This window comes from Citrobacter telavivensis, assembly GCF_041807075.1.
GTDB classification, from domain to species: Bacteria; Pseudomonadota; Gammaproteobacteria; order Enterobacterales; family Enterobacteriaceae; genus Citrobacter_A; species Citrobacter_A telavivensis.
Map to the genome: position 1 here is coordinate 1,134,278 of NZ_JBGUBF010000001.1, position 20,880 is coordinate 1,155,157.

General features: G+C 54.6%; 20 protein-coding genes. 15 read left to right on the forward strand and 5 right to left on the reverse strand.

The window, feature by feature from the left end; translation table 11 throughout:
• Position 1: 1 nt before the first annotated feature.
• Both ACERJC_RS05430 and xthA read right to left on the reverse strand, forming a co-directional pair.
• Positions 2-661, reverse strand: a complete 660-nt coding sequence (locus ACERJC_RS05430) for a TVP38/TMEM64 family protein (RefSeq protein ID WP_152404930.1) — start codon at positions 659-661, stop codon at positions 2-4.
• A gap of 24 nt (positions 662-685) precedes the next feature.
• Complete coding sequence (xthA, locus tag ACERJC_RS05435) at positions 686-1,492, reverse strand: exodeoxyribonuclease III (protein WP_152406339.1); 807 nt, start codon at positions 1,490-1,492, stop codon at positions 686-688.
• A gap of 445 nt (positions 1,493-1,937) precedes the next feature.
• On the opposite strand from xthA, the gene astC reads away from it, so the two are divergent.
• From astC to ves, 7 genes are all read left to right on the forward strand, one after another.
• Positions 1,938-3,158, forward strand: a complete 1,221-nt coding sequence (gene astC, locus ACERJC_RS05440; RefSeq protein ID WP_286633141.1) for a succinylornithine/acetylornithine transaminase — start codon at positions 1,938-1,940, stop codon at positions 3,156-3,158.
• The gene (gene astA / locus ACERJC_RS05445; RefSeq protein WP_286633142.1) at positions 3,155-4,189 is read left to right on the forward strand and encodes an arginine N-succinyltransferase; all 1,035 of its coding nucleotides are present in this window, start codon (positions 3,155-3,157) and stop codon (positions 4,187-4,189) included. Before astC ends, astA begins: the two co-directional genes overlap by 4 nt.
• Entirely contained in the window at positions 4,186-5,664 is a 1,479-nt protein-coding gene (astD, locus tag ACERJC_RS05450) for a succinylglutamate-semialdehyde dehydrogenase (protein WP_373671211.1), read from the forward strand. The genes astA and astD overlap by 4 nt, the downstream gene beginning before the upstream one ends.
• Positions 5,661-7,004, forward strand: a complete 1,344-nt coding sequence (gene astB, locus ACERJC_RS05455) for an N-succinylarginine dihydrolase (protein WP_373671212.1) — start codon at positions 5,661-5,663, stop codon at positions 7,002-7,004. Before astD ends, astB begins: the two co-directional genes overlap by 4 nt.
• Entirely contained in the window at positions 6,997-7,965 is a 969-nt protein-coding gene (gene astE / locus ACERJC_RS05460; protein ID WP_373671213.1) for a succinylglutamate desuccinylase, read from the forward strand. Before astB ends, astE begins: the two co-directional genes overlap by 8 nt.
• A gap of 344 nt (positions 7,966-8,309) precedes the next feature.
• Positions 8,310-8,792: an ATP-independent periplasmic protein-refolding chaperone Spy gene (spy, locus tag ACERJC_RS05465; RefSeq protein WP_046479696.1), complete on the forward strand. Its 483-nt coding sequence runs from the start codon at positions 8,310-8,312 to the stop codon at positions 8,790-8,792.
• A gap of 167 nt (positions 8,793-8,959) precedes the next feature.
• The gene (gene ves, locus ACERJC_RS05470; RefSeq protein ID WP_373671680.1) at positions 8,960-9,535 is read left to right on the forward strand and encodes an environmental stress-induced protein Ves; all 576 of its coding nucleotides are present in this window, start codon (positions 8,960-8,962) and stop codon (positions 9,533-9,535) included.
• Positions 9,536-9,604: 69 nt separating this feature from the next.
• On the opposite strand, the gene nadE is transcribed toward ves, so the two are convergent.
• A complete protein-coding gene (gene nadE, locus ACERJC_RS05475; protein WP_286633147.1) occupies positions 9,605-10,429 on the reverse strand; it encodes an NAD(+) synthase in 825 nt (274 codons plus the stop codon).
• Between the two features lie 217 nt (positions 10,430-10,646).
• Here nadE and osmE point away from each other — a divergent pair, with 217 nt between their 5' ends.
• The 7 genes from osmE (at position 10,647) to chbG (ending at position 16,545) form a co-directional block, all read left to right on the forward strand.
• On the forward strand, positions 10,647-10,985 hold the full coding sequence (gene osmE, locus ACERJC_RS05480) for an osmotically-inducible lipoprotein OsmE (RefSeq protein WP_178823806.1): 339 nt from the start codon (positions 10,647-10,649) through the stop codon (positions 10,983-10,985).
• Between the two features lie 302 nt (positions 10,986-11,287).
• Complete coding sequence (chbB, locus tag ACERJC_RS05485; protein WP_152404921.1) at positions 11,288-11,608, forward strand: PTS N,N'-diacetylchitobiose transporter subunit IIB; 321 nt, start codon at positions 11,288-11,290, stop codon at positions 11,606-11,608.
• Between the two features lie 81 nt (positions 11,609-11,689).
• Positions 11,690-13,048: a PTS N,N'-diacetylchitobiose transporter subunit IIC gene (chbC, locus tag ACERJC_RS05490; RefSeq protein WP_152404920.1), complete on the forward strand. Its 1,359-nt coding sequence runs from the start codon at positions 11,690-11,692 to the stop codon at positions 13,046-13,048.
• A gap of 52 nt (positions 13,049-13,100) precedes the next feature.
• Positions 13,101-13,448: a PTS N,N'-diacetylchitobiose transporter subunit IIA gene (chbA, locus tag ACERJC_RS05495; RefSeq protein WP_178825504.1), complete on the forward strand. Its 348-nt coding sequence runs from the start codon at positions 13,101-13,103 to the stop codon at positions 13,446-13,448.
• A 13-nt stretch (positions 13,449-13,461) separates the two neighbouring features.
• Positions 13,462-14,301 (forward strand): transcriptional regulator ChbR, encoded by an 840-nt coding sequence (gene chbR, locus ACERJC_RS05500; RefSeq protein WP_373671214.1) that lies wholly within the window; start codon positions 13,462-13,464, stop codon positions 14,299-14,301.
• Between the two features lie 118 nt (positions 14,302-14,419).
• Positions 14,420-15,775 carry a 6-phospho-beta-glucosidase gene (locus ACERJC_RS05505; RefSeq protein ID WP_152404918.1) on the forward strand — a complete coding sequence of 452 codons (1,356 nt, stop codon included), beginning with the start codon at positions 14,420-14,422 and terminating at the stop codon, positions 15,773-15,775.
• Between the two features lie 11 nt (positions 15,776-15,786).
• A complete protein-coding gene (gene chbG, locus ACERJC_RS05510) occupies positions 15,787-16,545 on the forward strand; it encodes a chitin disaccharide deacetylase (protein WP_373671215.1) in 759 nt (252 codons plus the stop codon).
• 52 nt (positions 16,546-16,597) lie between these two features.
• Here chbG and katE read toward each other — a convergent pair whose 3' ends face one another.
• Positions 16,598-18,856 carry a catalase HPII gene (gene katE / locus ACERJC_RS05515; RefSeq protein WP_373671216.1) on the reverse strand — a complete coding sequence of 753 codons (2,259 nt, stop codon included), beginning with the start codon at positions 18,854-18,856 and terminating at the stop codon, positions 16,598-16,600.
• A gap of 201 nt (positions 18,857-19,057) precedes the next feature.
• Here katE and cedA point away from each other — a divergent pair, with 201 nt between their 5' ends.
• Positions 19,058-19,312, forward strand: a complete 255-nt coding sequence (gene cedA, locus ACERJC_RS05520) for a cell division activator CedA (protein WP_178825496.1) — start codon at positions 19,058-19,060, stop codon at positions 19,310-19,312.
• 52 nt (positions 19,313-19,364) lie between these two features.
• Here cedA and tcyP read toward each other — a convergent pair whose 3' ends face one another.
• Positions 19,365-20,756 (reverse strand): cystine/sulfocysteine:cation symporter, encoded by a 1,392-nt coding sequence (tcyP, locus tag ACERJC_RS05525; RefSeq protein ID WP_286633151.1) that lies wholly within the window; start codon positions 20,754-20,756, stop codon positions 19,365-19,367.
• Positions 20,757-20,880: the final 124 nt, after the last annotated feature.

Consider the following 20,880-nt stretch of genomic DNA (forward strand, 5'->3'; position numbering starts at 1 on the left):
GTTACTCCTGAAAAAAACGTGTTGCCAGCCAACGGGAGGCCAGCGGTAATAACCCCAACAGGGCAAACGCGGCCAGCATCGCGGGAGAGATAATGTCGCGTATCGATGTTAACTGGCTTAACTGGCGTCCGGCGTTCAGATAAACCACGGTGGCAGGTAGCATCCCCAACTGGCTGACCCACCAGTAACGGCGCACACTGACGGCGGTGAGGCCTGCCAGCAGGTTGACGACAACAAACGGAAACAACGGCATCAGGCGGAGCGCAAAGAGATAAAAGGCGCCGTCTCGCGCCATCCCATTATTCACCGTTGCCATGTGCCGGGCAAAACGCCGCGACACCCAGTCACGCAGCAGATAACGACTGGTGAGCATGGCGAGCGTCGCGCCAAGCGTCGAAGCAAAAGAGACCAGCAACGTACCTTGCCAGAGGCCAAACAGCGCGCCGCCGAGCAGCGTCAGCAGCGCCGCGCCGGGAATCGACAGCGCCGCGATAGCGGTATAGAGCAGAAAATAGAGACTGGCGCAAAGAAAAGGGGACTGGCGCTGCCAGTCCGCCAGCAGTGAATGATGGTGCTTAAGCGTCTCCAGCGTGAGCAGGCCGGGGGGCAACGCCCAGAGCACCCCGGCGAGACAGAGGATCAGTGCGCCTGTTAACCCCATCTTTCTGGCTTTCACGACTGAACATCAAACTTTAAACGTTGCCCACACCGGCGCATGGTCAGACGGTTTTTCCATACTGCGAATGTCATAGTCAATACCGGTTTCCACACAGCGCTCCGCCAGCGGATTGCTTGCCAGCAACAGATCGATACGCAGACCGCGGTTATCATCGAATCCCTTCGAACGGTAATCAAACCACGAGAATTTGTCGGCAGATTCCGGGTGCGCATGGCGGAAGGTGTCAACCAGACCCCAGCCCAGCAAGCGGTCCATCCATTCGCGCTCTTCCGGCAGGAACGAACACTTGCCGGTGCGCAGCCAGCGCTTGCGGTTCTCTTCGCCAATGCCGATGTCCCGATCGGACGGGCTGATATTCATATCCCCCATGATCAGTACCGGGTTGTCACGCTTGAGTTCGTTGTCGAGATAGTTTTGTAAGTTCTGATAAAACTGCGCTTTGGCCGGAAACTTAATCGGATGGTCACGGCTTTCGCCCTGCGGGAAGTAGCCGTTGATCACCGTCAGGTTGCCCAGTGGAGAGGGGATCTCCGCCATGATGATGCGGCGCTGAGCCTCTTCGCCATCATCGGGAAAACCCCGTCGCACGGCGATGGGCGTCTCTTTGGTCAGCAGCGCCACGCCATAGTGACCTTTCTGACCGTGATAGAAAACGTTGTAGCCGAGTTTTGCGACATCCTCGAGCGGGAACATGTCGTCGTGAACTTTTGTCTCCTGCAGGCCAATAACATCGGGTTGGTGTTTTTCGACGATGGCTTCCAGTTGATGAGGTCTGGCGCGCAGGCCGTTGATATTAAAAGAGACAAATTTCATAGTCGCTGCCACTTTGCTGGATGAATAGTGCATGGATGGTAGCAGAATTTCCGCAAACTGACTGCTCATAATGGTGAGATTCCGGCAATGAGTGCGAATGGTGTTAACAATGGGGCAACCTTTGCCCTGTTTTAGGGCAGATTGCGTCAGAATGGCGCAGCAATTTCCTGTAAATTTCGCATAGGATCACATTTCCAGAATTATATTTGGTCTGTGCATAATATTGCGGTTTTTCCTCTATTTACTCCTCTTTCACGCAAACATATTCACTTTTTATGCACGCATAGTGAATAACGCTGGGTTGTAACGCATTGATTTTCCGTCCAGGGCAGCCATTTATGCATTTTTTTCGCTGGCTGGCATGAAGACTGCAATCTACATTTACAGCGCAAACACTACTATTTATTAACATATGAATAACTTTTTATTTACCGATGAGGTCGCTATGTCTCAGTCAATTACGCGTGAAAATTTTGATGAATGGATGATGCCCGTTTATGCACCGGCGCCTTTTATTCCGGTTCGTGGCGAAGGTTCACGCTTGTGGGATCAGCAGGGTAAAGAGTATATCGACTTCGCGGGGGGCATTGCGGTGAATGCGCTGGGGCACGCGCATCCAGAATTGCGTGACGCACTGAATAACCAGGCGAGTAAATTCTGGCACACCGGCAATGGCTATACCAACGAGCCGGCGCTGCGACTGGCGAAAAAGTTAATCGACGCCACCTTTGCCGATCGTATCTTCTTCTGCAACTCCGGTGCTGAGGCCAACGAGGCGGCGCTGAAGCTGGCGCGCAAATATGCGCACGACCACTACGGCAGCAATAAAAGCGGCATCGTGGCATTTAAGAATGCCTTTCACGGTCGTACGCTGTTCACCGTCAGCGCCGGGGGACAACCTGCCTATTCGCAGGATTTCGCGCCGCTGCCGCCGGAGATCCGTCACGCCGTCTACAACGATATTAACTCTGCCAGCACGCTGATCGACGATACCACCTGCGCGGTCATCGTCGAACCCATGCAGGGTGAAGGCGGCGTGCTGCCTGCAACTCAGGCCTTCCTGCAAGGGCTGCGCGAGCTGTGCGATCGACATAATGCGCTGCTGATTTTTGATGAAGTGCAGACCGGCGTGGGCCGTACCGGTGAGCTGTACGCCTACATGCACTACGGCGTTACGCCAGATCTCCTGACCACCGCCAAGGCGCTGGGCGGCGGCTTCCCGATCGGGGCACTGCTGGCCAGTGAAAAATGCGCCAGCGTGATGACTGTCGGAACACACGGCACCACCTATGGCGGTAACCCACTGGCAACCGCCGTCGCCGGAAAATTGCTCGATATCGTCAATACGCCCGCGATGCTGAACGGTGTGAAACAGCGCCATGACTGGTTCGTGGAGCGTCTGAACGCCATCAATCTGCACACCGGGCTGTTCAGTGAAATTCGCGGGCTGGGCCTGCTGATTGGCTGTGTACTGAACGATAAGTTTGCCGGCAAAGCCAAACAGATTTCTCAGGAAGCCGCGAAAGCGGGCGTGATGGTGCTGATTGCCGGGGGCAATGTGGTGCGCTTCGCTCCGGCGCTGAACGTCACGCAAGAAGAGGTGGCTACCGGTCTTGACCGTTTTGCGCTTGCCTGCGAACAGATTACCGCCGGAGGTTCATCATGATGGTGATCCGTCCTGTCGAGCACGCTGATATCAGCGCGCTGATGCAGCTGGCCAGTAAAACCGGCGGTGGACTGACCTCGCTGCCAGCCAATGAAGCCACGCTGGCGGCGCGTATCGACCGTTCCCTGAAAACCTGGCGGGGTGAATTGCCGAAAAGTGAACAGGGTTATGTCTTTGTGCTGGAGGATCTGGACAGCGGCACCGTAGCGGGGATTTGCGCGATCGAAGTCGCCGTGGGGCTTAACGATCCCTGGTACAACTATCGCGTAGGGACACAGGTGCATGCCTCAAAAGAGCTGAACGTCTATAACGCGCTGCCGACGCTGTTTCTCAGTAACGATCATACGGGCAGTAGCGAGCTGTGCACGTTATTCCTCGACCCCGACTGGCGCAAAGAGGGCAACGGCTACCTGTTGTCTAAATCGCGCTTCATGTTTATGGCGGCGTTTCGCGACCATTTTAATGAAAAGGTGGTCGCGGAAATGCGCGGCGTGATCGACGAGCACGGCTATTCCCCGTTCTGGCAAAGCCTGGGGAAACGCTTTTTCTCGATGGAGTTTTCCCGGGCCGATTTTCTCTGCGGTACCGGACAGAAAGCGTTTATTGCTGAACTGATGCCGAAGCATCCGATTTATACCCACTTTCTCTCCGACGAGGCGCAGGCGGTGATTGGCGAAGTTCATCCGCAAACCGCCCCGGCGCGCGCCGTACTGGAGAAAGAAGGATTCCGCTATCGCCATTACATCGACATTTTCGACGGCGGTCCAACGCTGGAGTGTGACATTGACCGGGTGCGGGCGATCCGCAAAAGTCGGCTGATAGAGGTTGGCGAAGGACAGCCCGCGACCGGTGATTTCCCGGCTTGTCTGGTGGCGAATGAGAACTATCGTCACTTCCGCGTCATGCTGGTACGCGCCGATCCGAATACACAACGTCTGGTGCTGACCGCCGCGCAACTGGATGCCCTGAAATGTCATGCAGGAGATCGGGTTCGTTTTGTCCGTCTCTGCGCTGAGGAGAAAACGCTATGACTTTATGGATTAACGGCGACTGGGTGACCGGTCAGGGTGAACATCGGGTGAAGAAAGATCCGGTACAGGGTGACGTGCTCTGGGAAGGTCACGATGCCGATGCCGCGCAGGTGAAGCTGGCGGCGCGTGCCGCGCGCGCGGCTTTCCCGGCCTGGGCCCGACGCCCCTTCAGCGAACGCCAGGCGATTGTCGAAAAATTTGCCGGATTGCTGGAGAGCAATAAAACCGAACTGACCGCCATTATTGCCCGCGAAACCGGCAAGCCGCGCTGGGAAGCGGTGACGGAAGTGACGGCGATGATTAACAAAATCGCCATTTCCGTTAATGCGTACCACGCCCGTACTGGCGAGCAGCAGAGTGCGTTGCCCGACGGCGCGGCAACGCTTCGCCACCGTCCGCATGGCGTGCTGGCGGTGTTTGGTCCGTATAACTTTCCGGGACACCTGCCGAACGGGCACATTGTGCCCGCGCTGCTGGCGGGCAACACCTTACTCTTTAAGCCCAGCGAACTGACGCCGTGGACCGCAGACGCGGTGATCCGACTCTGGGAACAGGCCGGTTTACCGCATGGGGTGCTGAATCTGTTGCAGGGTGGGCGGGAAACGGGACAGGCGCTGAGCGCGCTGGACGCCCTCGACGGGCTGCTGTTTACCGGCAGCGCGAACACGGGTTATCAGCTACATCGCCAGCTTGCAGGACAGCCGGAAAAAATCCTTGCTCTCGAAATGGGCGGTAACAATCCGTTGATTATCGAGGATCCGGAGGATATCGATGCGGCGGTGCACCTGACTATTCAGTCCGCGTTTGTCACCGCAGGTCAGCGCTGTACCTGCGCACGTCGGCTGTTGGTGAAGAAAGGTGCGCAGGGCGATGCGTTTCTCGCGCGACTGGTGGACGTCAGCCAGCGCATCCAGCCAGGCCGCTGGGACGATGAGCCGCAACCGTTTATTGGCGGGCTTATCTCCGAACAGGCGGCGCGTCATGTGTTTGGGGCCTGGCAACAACTTGAGTCGCTCGGCGGGCGGACGCTGCTGGCGCCGCGCCTGCTGCAGGCAGGCACCTCGCTGTTATTGCCGGGTATTATTGAACTGACGGGCGTGGCGAATCTTCCCGATGAGGAGGTCTTTGGTCCGCTGCTCGGCGTCTGGCGCTATGAACGCTTCGACGAGGCGATCGCGATGGCCAACAACACTCGCTTTGGGCTGTCCTGTGGGCTGGTCTCGCCTGACCGCGCGCAGTTCGACCAGCTACTGCTGGAAGCGCGTGCGGGGATCGTTAACTGGAATAAACCGTTAACCGGTGCCGCCAGCACCGCGCCGTTCGGTGGGGTAGGGGCTTCCGGAAACCATCGCGCCAGCGCCTGGTATGCCGCCGATTATTGCGCCTGGCCGATGGCGAGTCTGGAATCTCCGGCGTTGACGCTACCTGCAACGTTGAGTCCGGGCCTCGACTTCTCGCGTGAGGAGTCCGTATGAAAGCACGCGAGGTCAACTTCGATGGACTGGTGGGGCTGACGCACCATTATGCCGGGCTGTCATTCGGCAACGAGGCGTCCACCCGTCATCGTTTTCAGGTTTCGAACCCGCGTCTGGCGGCGAAGCAGGGGCTGCTTAAAATGAAGGCGCTGGCGGATGCAGGATACCCGCAGGCGGTGATCCCGCCGCATGAACGGCCGTTTATTCCTGCATTGCGCCAGTTGGGGTTTAGCGGCAGCGATGAGCAGGTGATTGAGAAAGTGGCGCGTCAGGCGCCACACTGGCTCTCCAGCGTCAGCTCCGCATCGCCGATGTGGGTGGCAAACGCGGCGACGGTTGCTCCGTCGGCGGATACGCTGGATGGCAAAGTGCATCTGACGGTCGCCAACCTCAATAACAAGTTCCACCGTTCTCTCGAAGCGCCCACCACAGAAACGCTGCTGCGGGCGATCTTCCGTGATGAACGCTATTTCGCGGTGCATTCCGCGCTGCCGCAGGTGGCGATGCTCGGCGATGAAGGGGCGGCTAACCATAATCGCCTCGGCGGAGAATATGGCGAGCCGGGGACGCAGCTTTTTGTCTACGGGCGCGAAGAGGGCGGCAATACGCGGCCTTCTCGCTATCCGGCGCGTCAGACTCGTGAGGCCAGCGAAGCGGTGGCCCGCCTGAATCAGGTGAATCCCCAGCAGTGTATTTTTGCCCAGCAGCACCCGGAGGTCATCGACCTCGGCGTGTTTCACAACGATGTAATTGCGGTCTCGAATCGGGAGGTGTTGTTCTGCCATGAGCAGTCCTTCGCGAAACAGCACGACGTCATGAATCAACTGCGCGCCCGGGTGCCAGGTTTTATCCCCATTGTGGTGCCAACGGCTGACGTGTCGGTGCCGGATGCGGTCGCGACGTATCTGTTTAACAGCCAGCTGTTGAGCCGGGATGACGGTTCGATGATGCTGGTTCTGCCACAGGAGTGTCGCGAACACGCGGGCGTATGGCGCTATCTGACGAACCTGCTGGAAGCGGATAATCCGATCCGCGACATGCGGGTATTTGACCTGCGCGAAAGTATGTCAAACGGCGGTGGGCCAGCCTGTCTGCGGTTGCGGGTGGTGCTAACCGCAGAAGAACGCCAGGCGGTCAATCCGGCCGTGATGATGAATGACGTGCTGTTTAATGCGCTCAACGACTGGGTGGATCGCTACTATCGCGACCGCCTGACCGCCGCGGATCTCGCCGATCCGCAACTGTTGCGTGAAGGGCGCGAAGCGCTGGATACGCTGACACAACTGCTGCAGTTGGGTTCTGTCTATCCGTTCCAGCAATCGGGAGGCGGACATGGATGATTTCCTCGCCGCCACGCTGGCGGGTACGATGCCGGATGTCCGGGAGGGGCAAAGGGCGGGCTTTCGCTGGCGCTGGGTTGACGCCGGTATCCTCGAACTTACGCCGTTCACCGCGACCGATCGCGCACTGGTGATCTCCGCCGGTATTCACGGCAACGAAACCGCGCCAGTCGAGATACTTAATGCCCTGCTGCTGGCGCTGTCGGCGGGGGAAATTACGCTACACTGGCGACTGCTGGTGATCCTCGGCAATCCGCAGGCGCTGGCAGACGGCCAGCGCTACTGCCACAGCGATATGAACCGGATGTTTGGCGGGCGCTGGCAACTGTTTGCCGAAAGCGTTGAGACACAGCGCGCACGTCAACTTGAGCAGTGTCTGGAAGATTTCTTTACGACGGGCGCGGAGTCGATTCGCTGGCATCTGGATCTGCACACCGCCATTCGTGGCTCTCACCATTTGCGCTTTGGCGTGTTGCCCCAACGCCCCATCCCCTGGGATGAGGCGTTTCTTGGCTGGCTGGGTGCCGCAGGACTTGAAGCGCTGGTGTTCCATCAAACGCCGGGGGGCACCTTTACCCATTTCAGCGCTGAATACTTCGGCGCGCTCGCCTGCACGCTGGAGTTGGGCAAAGCGTTGCCGTTCGGTCACAACGATCTTCGCCAGTTTGCCCCGACGTCTGCCGCGCTGACCTGTTTACTGACGGGACAAATTGACCAGGCCGACGGCACCCCGCCGGTCCGCTATCAGGTTGCGTCACAGATAACCCGGCGCAGTGACGCGTTTGTGCTGCACATGGACAGCCAGACGCTCAACTTCACGCCGTTTACCGCAGGGACGCTACTGGCGGAAGATGGCGCCGAGCGTTTTGTCGTCGCACATGACGTAGAGTACGTTCTATTCCCCAATCCCGGCGTGGCGCTGGGATTACGTGCAGGTCTGATGCTGGAGAAAATGAACTAACGTATTTCCCGCAGGCGAGGGCCTGTGGGCTTTATTTTTTTGTGCGTCGGAGAATTAATCCGGATTATTCCTGGTGAACAGCTTTATTTATCATCAGCAATCAGGTATGGTTCTTCATATTCCCTGAAAAATCATGCTGTTGTCATTTTTCCTTTCAACTTTTCACCTTAATTTCTTTTTTTCTCCACAATTGGCGAAAAAATGTTTTTTACACTTTCATTGTTTTACCGATGCTCTGACTAATTGACGATTAAGTCGTTAAAGTTAATCTCGTCAACACGGCACTGTACTTCTTCGGAGGTGACAAGAAAGCCGTAAAATAACTGAAAGGAAGGATAAAGATTATGCGTAAATTAACTGCACTGTTTGTTGCCTCTGGGCTGGCGCTGGGCGCTGCGAACCTGGCTCATGCAGCGGATACTACCGCCGCCCCGGCAGACGCCAAACCGATGATGCAGCATAAAGGCAAATTTGGTCCACATCATGACATGATGTTTAAAGACCTGAATCTGACCGATGCTCAGAAGCAGCAGATCCGCGACATCATGAAGGACAAGCGTGACCAGATGAAGCGTCCACCAGTTGAAGAACGCCGCGCAATGCACGACATCATCGCCAGCGACACCTTCGATAAAGCGAAGGCAGAAGCACAGATTGCGAAAATGGAAGAACAGCGTAAAGCCAACATGCTGGCGCACATGGAAACGCAGAATAAGATCTACAACATTCTGACCCCGGAGCAGAAAAAGCAGTTTAATGCCAATTTTGAGAAGCGTCTGACAGAACGTCCGGCGCGTGACGGTAAAATGCCTGTACCTGCTGAGTAATCACTGAGCAGACCTATTCGAAGACCGCCGGTCTTGTCTATCCCCTCCACTGAGGCGATGGGCAGGATCGGCGGTTTTTTCTTTTTCAGACCCTAAGGAAAATCATCGTGGCTGCCGATAACGACGTTGTGCCTTATTATGCTGCATGATGTTTATCAGGAGCGATGATGGAATACTTTGATATCCGCAAGATGCCGGTCAATCTCTGGCGCAACGGTGCCGGTGAAACGCGTGAAATTTGCTGTTTTCCTCCGGCGACCCGCGACTTTCACTGGCGAGCCAGCATTGCTTCTATCGCCGGTAATGGTGAGTTTTCGCTCTTTCCCGGTATTGAGCGGGTGATCACTCTACTGGAAGGCAGTGAAGTGACGCTGGAAAGCCAAGGGGCGTTCCGCCACACACTCAAACAACATCAGCCGTTTACCTTTGCCGGCGAGCGCGTGGTGAAAGCGAAACTCACGGAAGGGCAGATGTCGATGGATTTTAATATCATGACCCGGCGTGACGCCTGCCAGGCGAAAGTTCGGGTGGCCGATCGCACCTTCACGACGTTTGGCTCGCGCGGCGGCGTGGTGTTTGTCATTAGCGGTGCCTGGCAACTGGGCGATAAGTTATTGACTGCCGATCAGGGCGCCTGCTGGCATGACGGAAAACATACGCTCCGGCTGCTGAAAGCGGAGGGAAAACTGTTGTTTAGCGAGATAACCTGGCTGCAGGGGCACTCCCCGGACGCCGTTCAATGATCATGACGACGCGTGGCTGACGTCCTTGTGCAGGCCAGAGGGACGCGCCCTCTGGCTGGTTCAGCCTTATTACTTCCAGAAGTCATCAAACACGGTAATCGGCGGACGACGCTTATGCTCCGTCTTCAAATACCAGCCTTCAATGATTTTCGCGATGGCGGCATCCACCGCTTTTCCTTCCAGATAGTCATCGATGTTTTCATAAGTTACGCCCAGCGCGGCTTCATCCGGCAGAGAAGGGCGATCGTCTTCGAGATCGGCGGTGGGCGCTTTCTTATAAAGATGCTCCGGACAACCTAATGCCGCCAGCAGCTGTTTCCCCTGGCGCTTGTTGAGGCGAAATAGCGGGTTAATATCCGTACCACCATCGCCGTACTTGGTGAAGAAACCGGTGATGGCCTCTGCTGCATGATCGGTGCCAACCACCACGCCGCTGGTCATGCCCGCGATACTGTACTGCGCCTTCATGCGCTCACGGGCTTTTTCATTGCCACGGACAAAATCGCTCAGTTCAATACCCGCTTCCCGCAGGGCCTGTTCGCTCGCCAGCACCGCACCTTTGATATTCACGGTCAACACGCGGTCCGGCTGGATAAAGTCAATGGCGTCCTGACAATCCTGCTCATCAACCTGAATGCCATAGGGCAGACGAACGGCGATAAATTGCAGCGCGTCGTTACCGGTCTCAGCACGAAGTTCGCTGATGGCGGTCTGGCACAGTTTACCTGCCAGCGTCGAGTCTTGCCCTCCGCTGATGCCCAGCACCAGGCTTTTCAGGAAGGGATAGCGTTGCAGATACGCTTTCAGGAAATCCACGCTGCGGCGAATTTCCTCTTCTGGATTAATGTGCGGTTTTGCGCCAAGCGCTTTGATGATCTCTTGTTGCAGAGTCATTTACCCCCTCCCACTATAAAAGAATAAAATCAGACCGTGTTTAAGCTAACCCTTTGCTGTGTAAACGACAAGAGAACACAGGCTGAGTGGCGCTTAAAACGACATCCTGCCGCCTGAACGGAATCTGGCGAAATATTCGCGTGCTAAGCGTTAGCTTGAAAAATAACAGATTCTATTCCAGGCTTATATAACATGCTGATTAAAAAGAGGACGAAAAATGAACAGGACTATTGCAGGAGTTTTCAGTGCAGCAGCGGTATTAACCATGCTTGCAGGGTGTACGGCGTACGATCGTACCAAAGACCAATTTGTCCAGCCTGTGGTCAAAGATGTGAAAAAAGGCATGAGTCGCGCGCAGGTTGCACAGATTGCCGGGAAACCGTCGTCTGAAGTGAGCATGATCCATGCTCGCGGTACTTGTCAGACCTACATCCTGGGTCAACGTGATGGTAAAGCGGAAACCTATTTCGTGGCGCTGGATGATACCGGTCATGTTGTCAACTCAGGCTACCAGAGCTGCGCTGAGTACGACACCGACCCGCAGGCAGCGAAGTAGTCATAACTGTCTACTGCCTGAACAACTCAACAAACCGGCCACTGCGCCGGTTTTTTTGTAACGAAGATGATCTTATTTATTGATGCGAATTATTTACCCGAAGTGTGAGGGGGGTCATAACGCCAGGTCAATGAGAGACAATTTAGTTGGTCAAGGAAATACCATCAGCGGGTGCGATGCCGTATACTCATTTCAGACACAGAAATAAGTTTTTCGGTTACGCAGGTTGTCCAGAGCATGGATGCAGGTTGAGACTTGCGGCGTGTCTGGTTGACAGATAATCGCACATGAGGAAGGTCTAAATGGAAAAGAAACACATTTATCTGTTTTGCTCTGCGGGTATGTCTACCTCTTTGTTAGTGTCAAAGATGCGCGCGCAGGCGGAAAAGTATGAAGTCCCGGTTATTATTGATGCATTCCCGGAAACGCTTGCCGGTGAAAAAGGACCCAACGCCGACGTGGTATTATTAGGTCCGCAAATTGCTTATATGTTGCCCGAAATTCAGCGTTTGTTACCGAACAAACCTGTAGAAGTGATTGACTCGCTGCTGTATGGCAAAGTCGATGGTTTAGGCGTGCTTAAGGCTGCTGTTGCAGCAATTAAAAAAGCCGCTGCAAATTAATATTTTAAATTTTCCCGTCAAAGAGTTATTTCATTTACATATACCGCAATAATCAATTGCGGTCTTTAAGGGTATTTTTCTATGAGTAACGTCATTGCTTCACTTGAAAAGGTACTCCTTCCTTTTGCTGTCAAAATAGGAAAGCAGCCTCACGTTAATGCAATCAAAAACGGCTTTATTCGCTTAATGCCATTAACCCTCGCGGGGGCCATGTTTGTATTAATTAATAACGTTTTCCTGAGCTTTGGGGAGGGGTCGTTTTTTTATTCCCTCGGCGTTCGGCTGGATGCTTCAACCATTGAAAACCTCAATAGTCTGAAAGGCATCGGCGGAAACGTTTATAACGGTACGCTGGGCATTATGTCACTGATGGCGCCATTCTTTATCGGCATGGCGCTGGCGGAAGAACGCAAAGTCGACGCCCTGGCGGCCGGTCTGTTATCGGTTGCGGCCTTTATGACCGTAACGCCTTATAGCGTGGGCGAAGCCTATGCGGTAGGGGCGAACTGGCTGGGCGGCGCGAATATCATTTCCGGTATTATTATCGGTCTGGTCGTCGCGGAAATGTTTACCTTTATTGTTCATCGCAACTGGGTCATCAAATTACCTGATAGCGTACCGGCATCCGTCTCCCGTTCATTCTCTGCATTGATTCCGGGCTTTATTATCCTCTCGGTGATGGGGATCATTGCCTGGGCGCTGACGACCTGGGGAACCAACTTCCACCAGATCATTATGGACACCATCTCTACACCGCTGGCATCGCTGGGCAGTGTGGTTGGCTGGGCGTACGTGCTCTTTGTTCCGCTGCTGTGGTTCTTCGGTATCCACGGTTCCCTGGCGCTGACGGCGCTCGACAGCGGCATCATGACGCCGTGGGCGCTGGAAAACATCTCTATTTATCAGCAGTATGGTTCAGTGGATGCCGCGCTGGCTGCCGGTAAGACGTTCCACGTCTGGGCCAAGCCGATGCTGGACTCCTATATTTTCCTCGGCGGCAGCGGCGCAACGCTGGGTCTGATCATCGCGATTTTCATCGCCTCTCGCCGTGCGGATTATCGCCAGGTGGCGAAGCTGGCGTTACCTTCTGGTCTCTTCCAGATTAACGAACCGATTCTGTTTGGTCTGCCGATCATCATGAACCCGGTGATGTTCATCCCGTTCATTCTGGTCCAACCGATTCTGGCCGCGATTACGCTGATAGCTTACTACCTGGGTATCATCCCGCCGATTACTAACATCGCGCCGTGGACCATGCCAACCGGGCTGGGGGCCTTCTTTAACACCAACGGCAGCGTTGCTGCTCTGCTGGTCGCCTTGTTCAACTTAGGGATAGCGACGCTGATTTACCTGCCGTTCGTCGTGGTTGCGAACAAAGCGCAGAACGCTATCGACAAGGAAGAGAGCGAAGAAGATATCGCTAATGCACTGAAATTTTAAGTTTAACCCGGCATGTGGCGACGCATGCCAGGTCGTCAAAGAGGAATGATTTATGATGGATCTCGATAATATTACCGATACGCAGGCCGAAGCCGAAGCGCTCGAAGAAGTGGTGATGGGGCTTATCATCAACTCCGGGCAGGCGCGCAGCCTGGCCTACGCGGCGTTAAAGCAGGCGAAGCAGGGCGACTTCGACGCGGCGAAAACGATGATGGAACAGTCGCGCATGGCGCTGAATGAAGCGCATCTGGTGCAGACGAAACTGATTGAAGGCGATCAGGGCGAAGGTAAAATGAAAGTCAGTCTGGTTCTGGTTCATGCGCAAGATCACCTGATGACGTCAATGCTGGCACGCGAACTGGTGGCAGAGTTGATTGAGCTTCACGAGAAGCTGAAATAGTAAGGAGTTGACGATGCAACTACAGGCTACCATACCGGAAATCACCATTGCCCGTGAACAGCAGTTGTTTAACGGTAAAAATTTCCATGTCTTTATCTACAACAAGACAGAGAGCGCCTGCGGTCTGCATCAGCACGATTACTATGAATTTACGCTGGTGCTCACGGGGCGCTATTACCAGGAGATCAACGGTAAACGCGTGCTGCTGGAACGGGGTGATTTTGTGTTTGTCCCGCTCGGTTCGCACCATCAAAGCTTCTACGAGTTCGGCGCGACGCGTATTCTCAACGTTGGCATCAGTAAACGTTTTTTTGAACAGCACTACAGCCCGCTCATGCCGTTCTGTTTTGTGGCATCGCAGGTCTATCGCACCAACAGCGCATTTTTAACCTATGTCGAGACGGTTATCGCGTCGCTCAACTTTCGTGATACCGGACTGGAAGAGTTTGTCGAAGTGGTCACCTTCTACATTATCAACCGTCTGCGTCATTATCGTGAAGAACAGGTTCTTGATGATATTCCGCAGTGGCTGAAAGCCACCGTGGAAACCATGCACAATAAAGCGCAGTTTGGTGAAAATGCTCTGGAAAATATGGTTTCCCTGTCCGCAAAATCTCAGGAATACCTGACGCGAGCGACCCAGCGTTATTACAGCAAAACGCCGATGCAATTGATTAATGAAATTCGCATCAACTTTGCCAAGAAACAGCTGGAGATGACGAACTACTCCGTAACGGATATTGCCTATGAAGCGGGATACAGTAGTCCAAGCCTGTTTATTAAAACGTTTAAAAAAATGACGTCATTTACGCCTAATAGCTACAGAAAAAAACTCACGCAATATAATCAGTAATTATTTTACTCAATAACCAGGTTTACGCTTGCCCATTATTGACGCGGGACGCTTGCGTCATACCTGACAGAGGGCAGAGCATCATTCACGCCAGTGTTAAGCACTGAAGGGAGATACGATGAGCCAGAAATTAAAAGTCGTCACCATTGGTGGCGGGAGCAGTTACACCCCGGAATTGCTGGAAGGATTTATTAAGCGCTACCACGAATTGCCAGTTTCCGAATTGTGGCTGGTTGACGTCGAAGGCGGCGAAGAAAAACTGGATATTATTTACCAACTTTGCCAGCGCATGATTGAAAAAGCAGGCGTACCGATGAAGGTGTTTAAGACGCTGGATCGCCGCGAAGCGCTGAAAGATGCCGATTTCGTAACCACGCAACTGCGTGTAGGGCAATTGAAAGCGCGTGAACTGGATGAGCGTATTCCGCTGAGCCACGGTTATCTGGGTCAGGAGACCAACGGTGCTGGTGGCCTGTTTAAAGGACTGCGCACCATCCCGGTGATTTTTGACATCATTAAAGATGTGGAAGCGCTGTGTCCGAATGCATGGGTGATTAACTTTACTAACCCGGCTGGCATGGTGACTGAGGCGGTCTATCGCCATACGAGCTTCAAACGCTTTATTGGTGTGTGCAACATTCCGGTAGGGATGAAGATGTTCATCCACGATGTGCTGGCGCTGAAAGAGAGTGACGACCTGTCTATCGACCTGTTCGGCCTCAACCATATGGTGTTCATCAAAGATGTGATCGTTAATGGCCAGTCACGCTTTGCCGAACTGTTGGATGGCGTCGCCTCGGGCCAGCTTAAAGCATCTACGGTGAAAAACATTTTTGATCTGCCGTTCAGCGAAGGGCTGATTCGCTCCCTGAATCTGCTGCCATGCTCGTATCTGCTGTACTACTTCAAGCAAAAAGAGATGCTGGCGATCGAGATGGGGGAATACTACAAGGGCGGTGCGCGGGCACAGGTCGTGCAGCAGGTCGAGAAACAGCTGTTCGATCTGTATAAGAACCCGGAACTGAACGTTAAGCCGAAGGAACTGGAACAGCGTGGTGGTGCGTACTACTCTGACGCTGCCTGTGAAGTTATTAATGCGATTTTCAATGACAAGCAGACCGAGCATTACGTCAACATTCCGCATCACGGTCACGTTGATAATATTCCGGCTGACTGGGCGGTTGAGATGACCTGCACGCTGGGCCGCGACGGGGCGACGCCGACGCCACGCATCACCCATTTTGACGAGAAAGTGTTGGGATTGATTTATACCATCAAAGGCTTTGAAGTGGCTGCCAGCAACGCGGCGCTGAGCGGTGAGTTTAACGATGTGCTGCTGGCGCTGAACCTGAGTCCGCTGGTGCATTCGGATCATGACGCAGAAGGTCTGGCGCGTGAACTGATACTGGCACACGAAAAGTGGTTGCCAAACTTTGCCGGGTGCATTGCGAAGCTGAAAGGCGCACAACACTAAAGAGGTTGGCTATGGAACGCTTATTGATTGTAAACGCGGACGATTTTGGCCTGAGCAAAGGGCAAAACTACGGCATCGTGGAGGCCTGTCGCCACGGTGTGGTGACCTCGACCACGGCGCTGGTGAACGGTGATGCCATTGAGCATGCGGTCACGTTAAGTCGCGATCTGCCAACGCTGGCGGTGGGTATGCACTTTGTTCTGACGCTGGGAAAACCCCTGACCGAAATGCCGGGATTAACCCGTGAAGGGCGTCTGGGAAAGTGGATCTGGCAGATGGCAGAGGAAGATACGTTGCCACTGGACGAAATCGCCCGTGAGCTTGCCTGTCAGTATCAGCGTTTCATTGACCTGTTCGGGCGGGAGCCTACGCATCTGGATAGCCATCACCATGTGCATATGTTCCCGCAGATCTTCCCCCTCGTTGCGCGTTTTGCCGCAGAGCGCAATATTGCGCTTCGCATCGATCGCCAGCCGGTGTTTCAGGCAGGGGATCTTCCGGCGACGTTGCGCAGTTCACAGGGATTCAGCAGCGAGTTTTATGGGGAAGAAATTACTGAAGCGCTGTTTCTGCATGTTCTCGACGAATCCGCAAGGCGTGGAGAATCCTCACTGGAAGTGATGTGTCACCCGGCGTTTATCGACGATATCATCCGTCAGAGCGCCTATTGTTACCCCCGTTTGACTGAGCTGGACGTACTGACCTCGGCATCGCTCAAGTATGCGATTGCGGAACGCGGCTACCGTCTGGGCAGTTTTCTTGATGTCTGACTCCTGAGTTTGCGGCGCGTGGTGCGCCGCTTTTTTTTGCCTGCAATTTGCCTCAGGCTGGTACGGCCGGGATTTTAGCCGTTCGCGACCAGACGCGATGGGCCGCCATCAGCGTAAACAGCTCATCCATAAAACGGCTATCTGCGTCACTACCTTCCACAACGCCTTCCTCACCCTGATTGTCGATATTCAACTGTGCTTTAAAGCGCCGCGCTTCACCTGCGAGCGCGATGGGTTTGAGATGCTTATACGCTTCCAGCAGGTAATATTGTGCATCGCCATTGTCCTCGATATCGGCGATATCGCCGCACGGTACAATCACCGCATCCACGGTGAGAGACGGCGCACCGGCGAAGGTGGCGGCGATGGTCAGTCGTGAACCGTCATCGGCGACAACGTCACCCATCCGCGAGTAGAGCAGTTTTGCATGTACGCCCTTCGCCTTAAGTGCCTGCAGGATGGACATCAGGTCGGCTGATTTCACCTTGCCGTTGAGCAAAATTCCGACGACGCGGCCTTTAATATCGCCGTCCGGTACGGCATACAGGCTGAGCGAAGGATCTTTCTTCAGTCCGTTCACCTCCGGCGGTGGTGCAATTTGCGTCTGCTCATCGGTTAGTGCAATACCCAGATTCTTCCCAACCGCCTGCGCGAGGTTAATGTCGATATGCGCCAGTTGGTCGACCACCCGCTCACGGATCCAGGTACGAACGACTTTACTCAACTCAAAGCTAAAGGCATCGACGATATGCAACTGCTCGACGGGCGTCTGGCTTGACCAGAACAGGCGCGGATGGGCGTAGTATTCGCCAAATGAAGGGCTACGCTCACGGATTTTGTCACCCTCGATGCGTTCCTGATAGGACTCAAAGCCGCCGCGTTTCGGCCCCGGCGGCGTTTCACGTGGCCAGTTATCATTGATGGAATTGGGCTCATAGTTTGCCGGATTGGTGTCGATACTCATTCGATGCATCCCGTCACGCTGGAAGTTGTGATAAGGGCAGGTCGGACGGTTGATCGGGATTTCGTGGAAGTTAGCTCCTCCCAGGCGGCTGATTTGCGTATCGGTATAGGAGAACAGGCGGCCCTGAAGAAGTGGATCGTTCGTGAAATCTATGCCGGGAACAATATGGCCGGGATGAAAGGCGACCTGTTCGTTTTCGGCGAAGAAATTATCGGGGTTGCGGTTCAGTACCATTTTACCGACGCGCTGCACCGGAACCAACTCTTCGGGGATCAGCTTAATGGGATCCAGTAAGTCGAAATCGAATTTCAACTCGTCCTCTTCCGGGATAAGTTGCAGCCCTAGCTCATATTCCGGGAAATCGCCCGCTTCAATGGCTTCCCACAGTTCCCGACGATGGAAGTCCGGGTCACGGCCGGTCAGCTTCTGCGCTTCATCCCATACCAGTGAGGCTTTGCCTGCCAGGGGTTTCCAGTGAAAACGAACGAAGGTGGCCTTGCCTGCTGCGTTGATCAGGCGAAACGTGTGGATGCCAAACCCTTCCATCGTGCGATAACTGCGTGGAATGCCGCGATCGGACATCGCCCACATGACGTTATGCAAGGTTTCTGGCTGTAGCGAAACATAATCCCAGAAGGTGTCATGCGCACTTTGCCCCTGGGGGATTGCCCAGTGCGGTTCCGGTTTCACTGCGTGGACGAAATCAGGAAACTTGTGCGCGTCCTGAATAAAAAAGACAGGGGTGTTATTGCCGACCAGGTCAAAAATCCCTTCTTCAGTGTAAAACTTGGTGGCAAAACCACGGATATCACGCACCGTATCCGCCGAGCCTGCGCCGCCCTGAACGGTGGAAAAACGCACGAAGACCGGGGTGATTTTATTCGGGTCGCAGAGAAAGTCGGCTTTGGTGATATCGCCAAGATTTTTGTAGGGCTGGAAATATCCGTGTGCGGCCGAACCGCGCGCATGGACGATCCTCTCGGGAATGCGCTCATGGTCAAAATGGGTGATTTTTTCGCGCAAGATGAAATCTTCAAGCAGCGTAGGACCGCGATGTCCGGCACGCAGTGAATTCTGATCGTCGGCAATGCGTACCCCCTGATTGGTGGTGAGGGCATAATTTTCGCTGCCGGTGCGGACGTTTTCCAGATCGCTCAGCTTGTCATTGTTGGTATCCGGGGCTTTCAGACTGCCGGGAGCCGTGGGCTGAGAGCCAGGAGGCGTCGGCTCAGGAACAGTGCGATACGACCCGTCGTCAGGTGCCAGAGAGTCCAGGCCAGGTTTTGCTTCGCGCGGATCGTGTACCGGTGATTGATGCGGATGAGGATTTTTCTGGTTATGCGACATTGAACTCGTCTCCATTTTTCATTGCTGAAAGGGTCGTTGTTTTTTGTCAAAAACCCCCTAACTATAGTCCACTCGCGCGATCCCGCCGGGCAGAAGGCGGATGACTGCGTCGGCAGACAGGGGAAAGAGCACGCCAGAGGCAGGACGTGCGGGGGTAAAATCGGCTAAGATAGTTCTTTTCTGATTTTTGAATTTGTCTTAGTGAAGCAATTAATGATGAAACCTCTTCGCCAACAAAATCGCCCGGTTATTAGCTATGTTCCGCGTGTTGAACCTGCGCCGCCCGAACATGCGATAAAAATGGACGCGTTTCGTGACGTGTGGATCTTGCGCGGAAAGTATGTCGCGTTTGTCTTAATGGGGGAGTCGTTCCAGCGATCGCCGACGTTTAGCGAGGCGGAATCGGCCCAGCGCTGGGCAAATCAGGTTCGTCAGGAAAACGAAATAGCAGATTAATTCCGGTATAAAAAAACCGCCCCGAAGGGCGGTTTTCTGTTTTTTGGGATACTCAGTGATGCGCCAGTTCGGCGTCGTCTTCACCATCCAGAATGGTTTTATCGGTTTGCTTCAGCCACTGGCTGGTCAGCGTACCGGCGGTCATCGAACCGCTGACGTTCAGTGCGGTACGACCCATGTCGATCAGCGGCTCAACGGAGATGAGCAGCGCGACCAGCGTGACAGGCAGGCCCATCGCCGGCAGTACAATCAGCGCAGCGAAAGTGGCGCCGCCACCGACACCGGCTACCCCGGCGGAGCTGACGGTAACAATACCGACCAGCGTCGCAATCCAGAGCGGATCCAGCGGGTTAATGCCAACCGTCGGCGCCACCATAACGGCCAGCATGGCCGGATACAAACCGGCACAGCCGTTCTGGCCGATCGTCGCACCGAAGGAGGCGGCGAAGCTGGCAATAGATTCCGGCACGCCCAGACGGCGGGTTTGCGCTTCCACGTTCAGCGGGATAGAGGCCGCGCTGGAGCGACTGGTGAAGGCGAAGGTCAGAACCGGCCACACTTTGCGGAAGTACTTGAGCGGGCTCACGCCGTTTACGCCCAGCAGCACGCCGTGGACGACGAACATAATGCCCAGACCGAGGTAAGAGGCGATAACAAAACTGCCCAGCTTAATGATGTCCTGCAGGTTGGAACCGGCCACCACTTTGGTCATCAGCGCCAGGACGCCGTATGGCGTTAACTGCATGACCAGGCGAACCAGTTTCATCACCCAGCTTTGCAGCGTGTCGATAGCGGTCAGCACGCGTTCGCCTTTTGGCGCGTCATCTTTGAGCAATTTCAGTGCCGCGACACCGAGGAAGGCGGCAAAAATCACCACGCTGATGATAGAGGTTGGGTTCGCGCCGGTCAGATCGGCAAACGGGTTTTTCGGTACAAACGAGAGCACCAGCTGTGGAACGCTGAGATCGGCCACTTTACCGACATAGTTGGTTTCAATGGCATTCAGACGTGCCGTCTCTGCGCCACCTTGTACCAGACCCTCGGCGGTCAGACCAAACAGGTTGGTCACCAGCACCCCGACCAGCGCGGCAATCAGCGTGGTGAACAGCAGAGTACCGATGGTCAGGAAGCTGATTTTTCCCAACTGAGAGGCATTATGCAAACGGGCGACCGCGCTCAGAATCGAGGCGAAGACCAGCGGCATAACGATCATTTGCAGCAGTTGAACGTAGCCGTTACCGACGATGTTGAACCACTGAACGGAATCTTTCAGCACCTGGCTGTCAGAACCATAAATGGTGTGCAGCGCAAGGCCAAAGACCACGCCCATGACCAGACCAACCAGTACTTTCTTTGCCAGACTCCACTGTTTATGACGGGCTTGCGCCAGCACAAACAGCAGAATGACGAACACCACGATGTTCGCGATTAATGGAAAATTCATCCCCGTTCTCCTGATTTTATTATTCGTCCCGCTGTGTCACAGCGATCCTGCTGTCGCAAGGTTAGCAGAACTGTGACCTGGCTCTTATATTCAAATGGAATTGTTTATGCCAAAAACGCTATTT

Coding starts and splice junctions, on each gene's coding strand:
- ACERJC_RS05430 (WP_152404930.1), bottom strand. CDS start 661: ATGGGGTTAACAGGCGCACTGATCCTCTGTCTCGCCGGGGTGCTCTGG.
- xthA (WP_152406339.1), bottom strand. CDS start 1,492: ATGAAATTTGTCTCTTTTAATATCAACGGCCTGCGCGCCAGACCTCAT.
- astC (WP_286633141.1), top strand. CDS start 1,938: ATGTCTCAGTCAATTACGCGTGAAAATTTTGATGAATGGATGATGCCC.
- astA (WP_286633142.1), top strand. CDS start 3,155: ATGATGGTGATCCGTCCTGTCGAGCACGCTGATATCAGCGCGCTGATG.
- astD (WP_373671211.1), top strand. CDS start 4,186: ATGACTTTATGGATTAACGGCGACTGGGTGACCGGTCAGGGTGAACAT.
- astB (WP_373671212.1), top strand. CDS start 5,661: ATGAAAGCACGCGAGGTCAACTTCGATGGACTGGTGGGGCTGACGCAC.
- astE (WP_373671213.1), top strand. CDS start 6,997: ATGGATGATTTCCTCGCCGCCACGCTGGCGGGTACGATGCCGGATGTC.
- spy (WP_046479696.1), top strand. CDS start 8,310: ATGCGTAAATTAACTGCACTGTTTGTTGCCTCTGGGCTGGCGCTGGGC.
- ves (WP_373671680.1), top strand. CDS start 8,960: ATGGAATACTTTGATATCCGCAAGATGCCGGTCAATCTCTGGCGCAAC.
- nadE (WP_286633147.1), bottom strand. CDS start 10,429: ATGACTCTGCAACAAGAGATCATCAAAGCGCTTGGCGCAAAACCGCAC.
- osmE (WP_178823806.1), top strand. CDS start 10,647: ATGAACAGGACTATTGCAGGAGTTTTCAGTGCAGCAGCGGTATTAACC.
- chbB (WP_152404921.1), top strand. CDS start 11,288: ATGGAAAAGAAACACATTTATCTGTTTTGCTCTGCGGGTATGTCTACC.
- chbC (WP_152404920.1), top strand. CDS start 11,690: ATGAGTAACGTCATTGCTTCACTTGAAAAGGTACTCCTTCCTTTTGCT.
- chbA (WP_178825504.1), top strand. CDS start 13,101: ATGATGGATCTCGATAATATTACCGATACGCAGGCCGAAGCCGAAGCG.
- chbR (WP_373671214.1), top strand. CDS start 13,462: ATGCAACTACAGGCTACCATACCGGAAATCACCATTGCCCGTGAACAG.
- ACERJC_RS05505 (WP_152404918.1), top strand. CDS start 14,420: ATGAGCCAGAAATTAAAAGTCGTCACCATTGGTGGCGGGAGCAGTTAC.
- chbG (WP_373671215.1), top strand. CDS start 15,787: ATGGAACGCTTATTGATTGTAAACGCGGACGATTTTGGCCTGAGCAAA.
- katE (WP_373671216.1), bottom strand. CDS start 18,856: ATGTCGCATAACCAGAAAAATCCTCATCCGCATCAATCACCGGTACAC.
- tcyP (WP_286633151.1), bottom strand. CDS start 20,756: ATGAATTTTCCATTAATCGCGAACATCGTGGTGTTCGTCATTCTGCTG.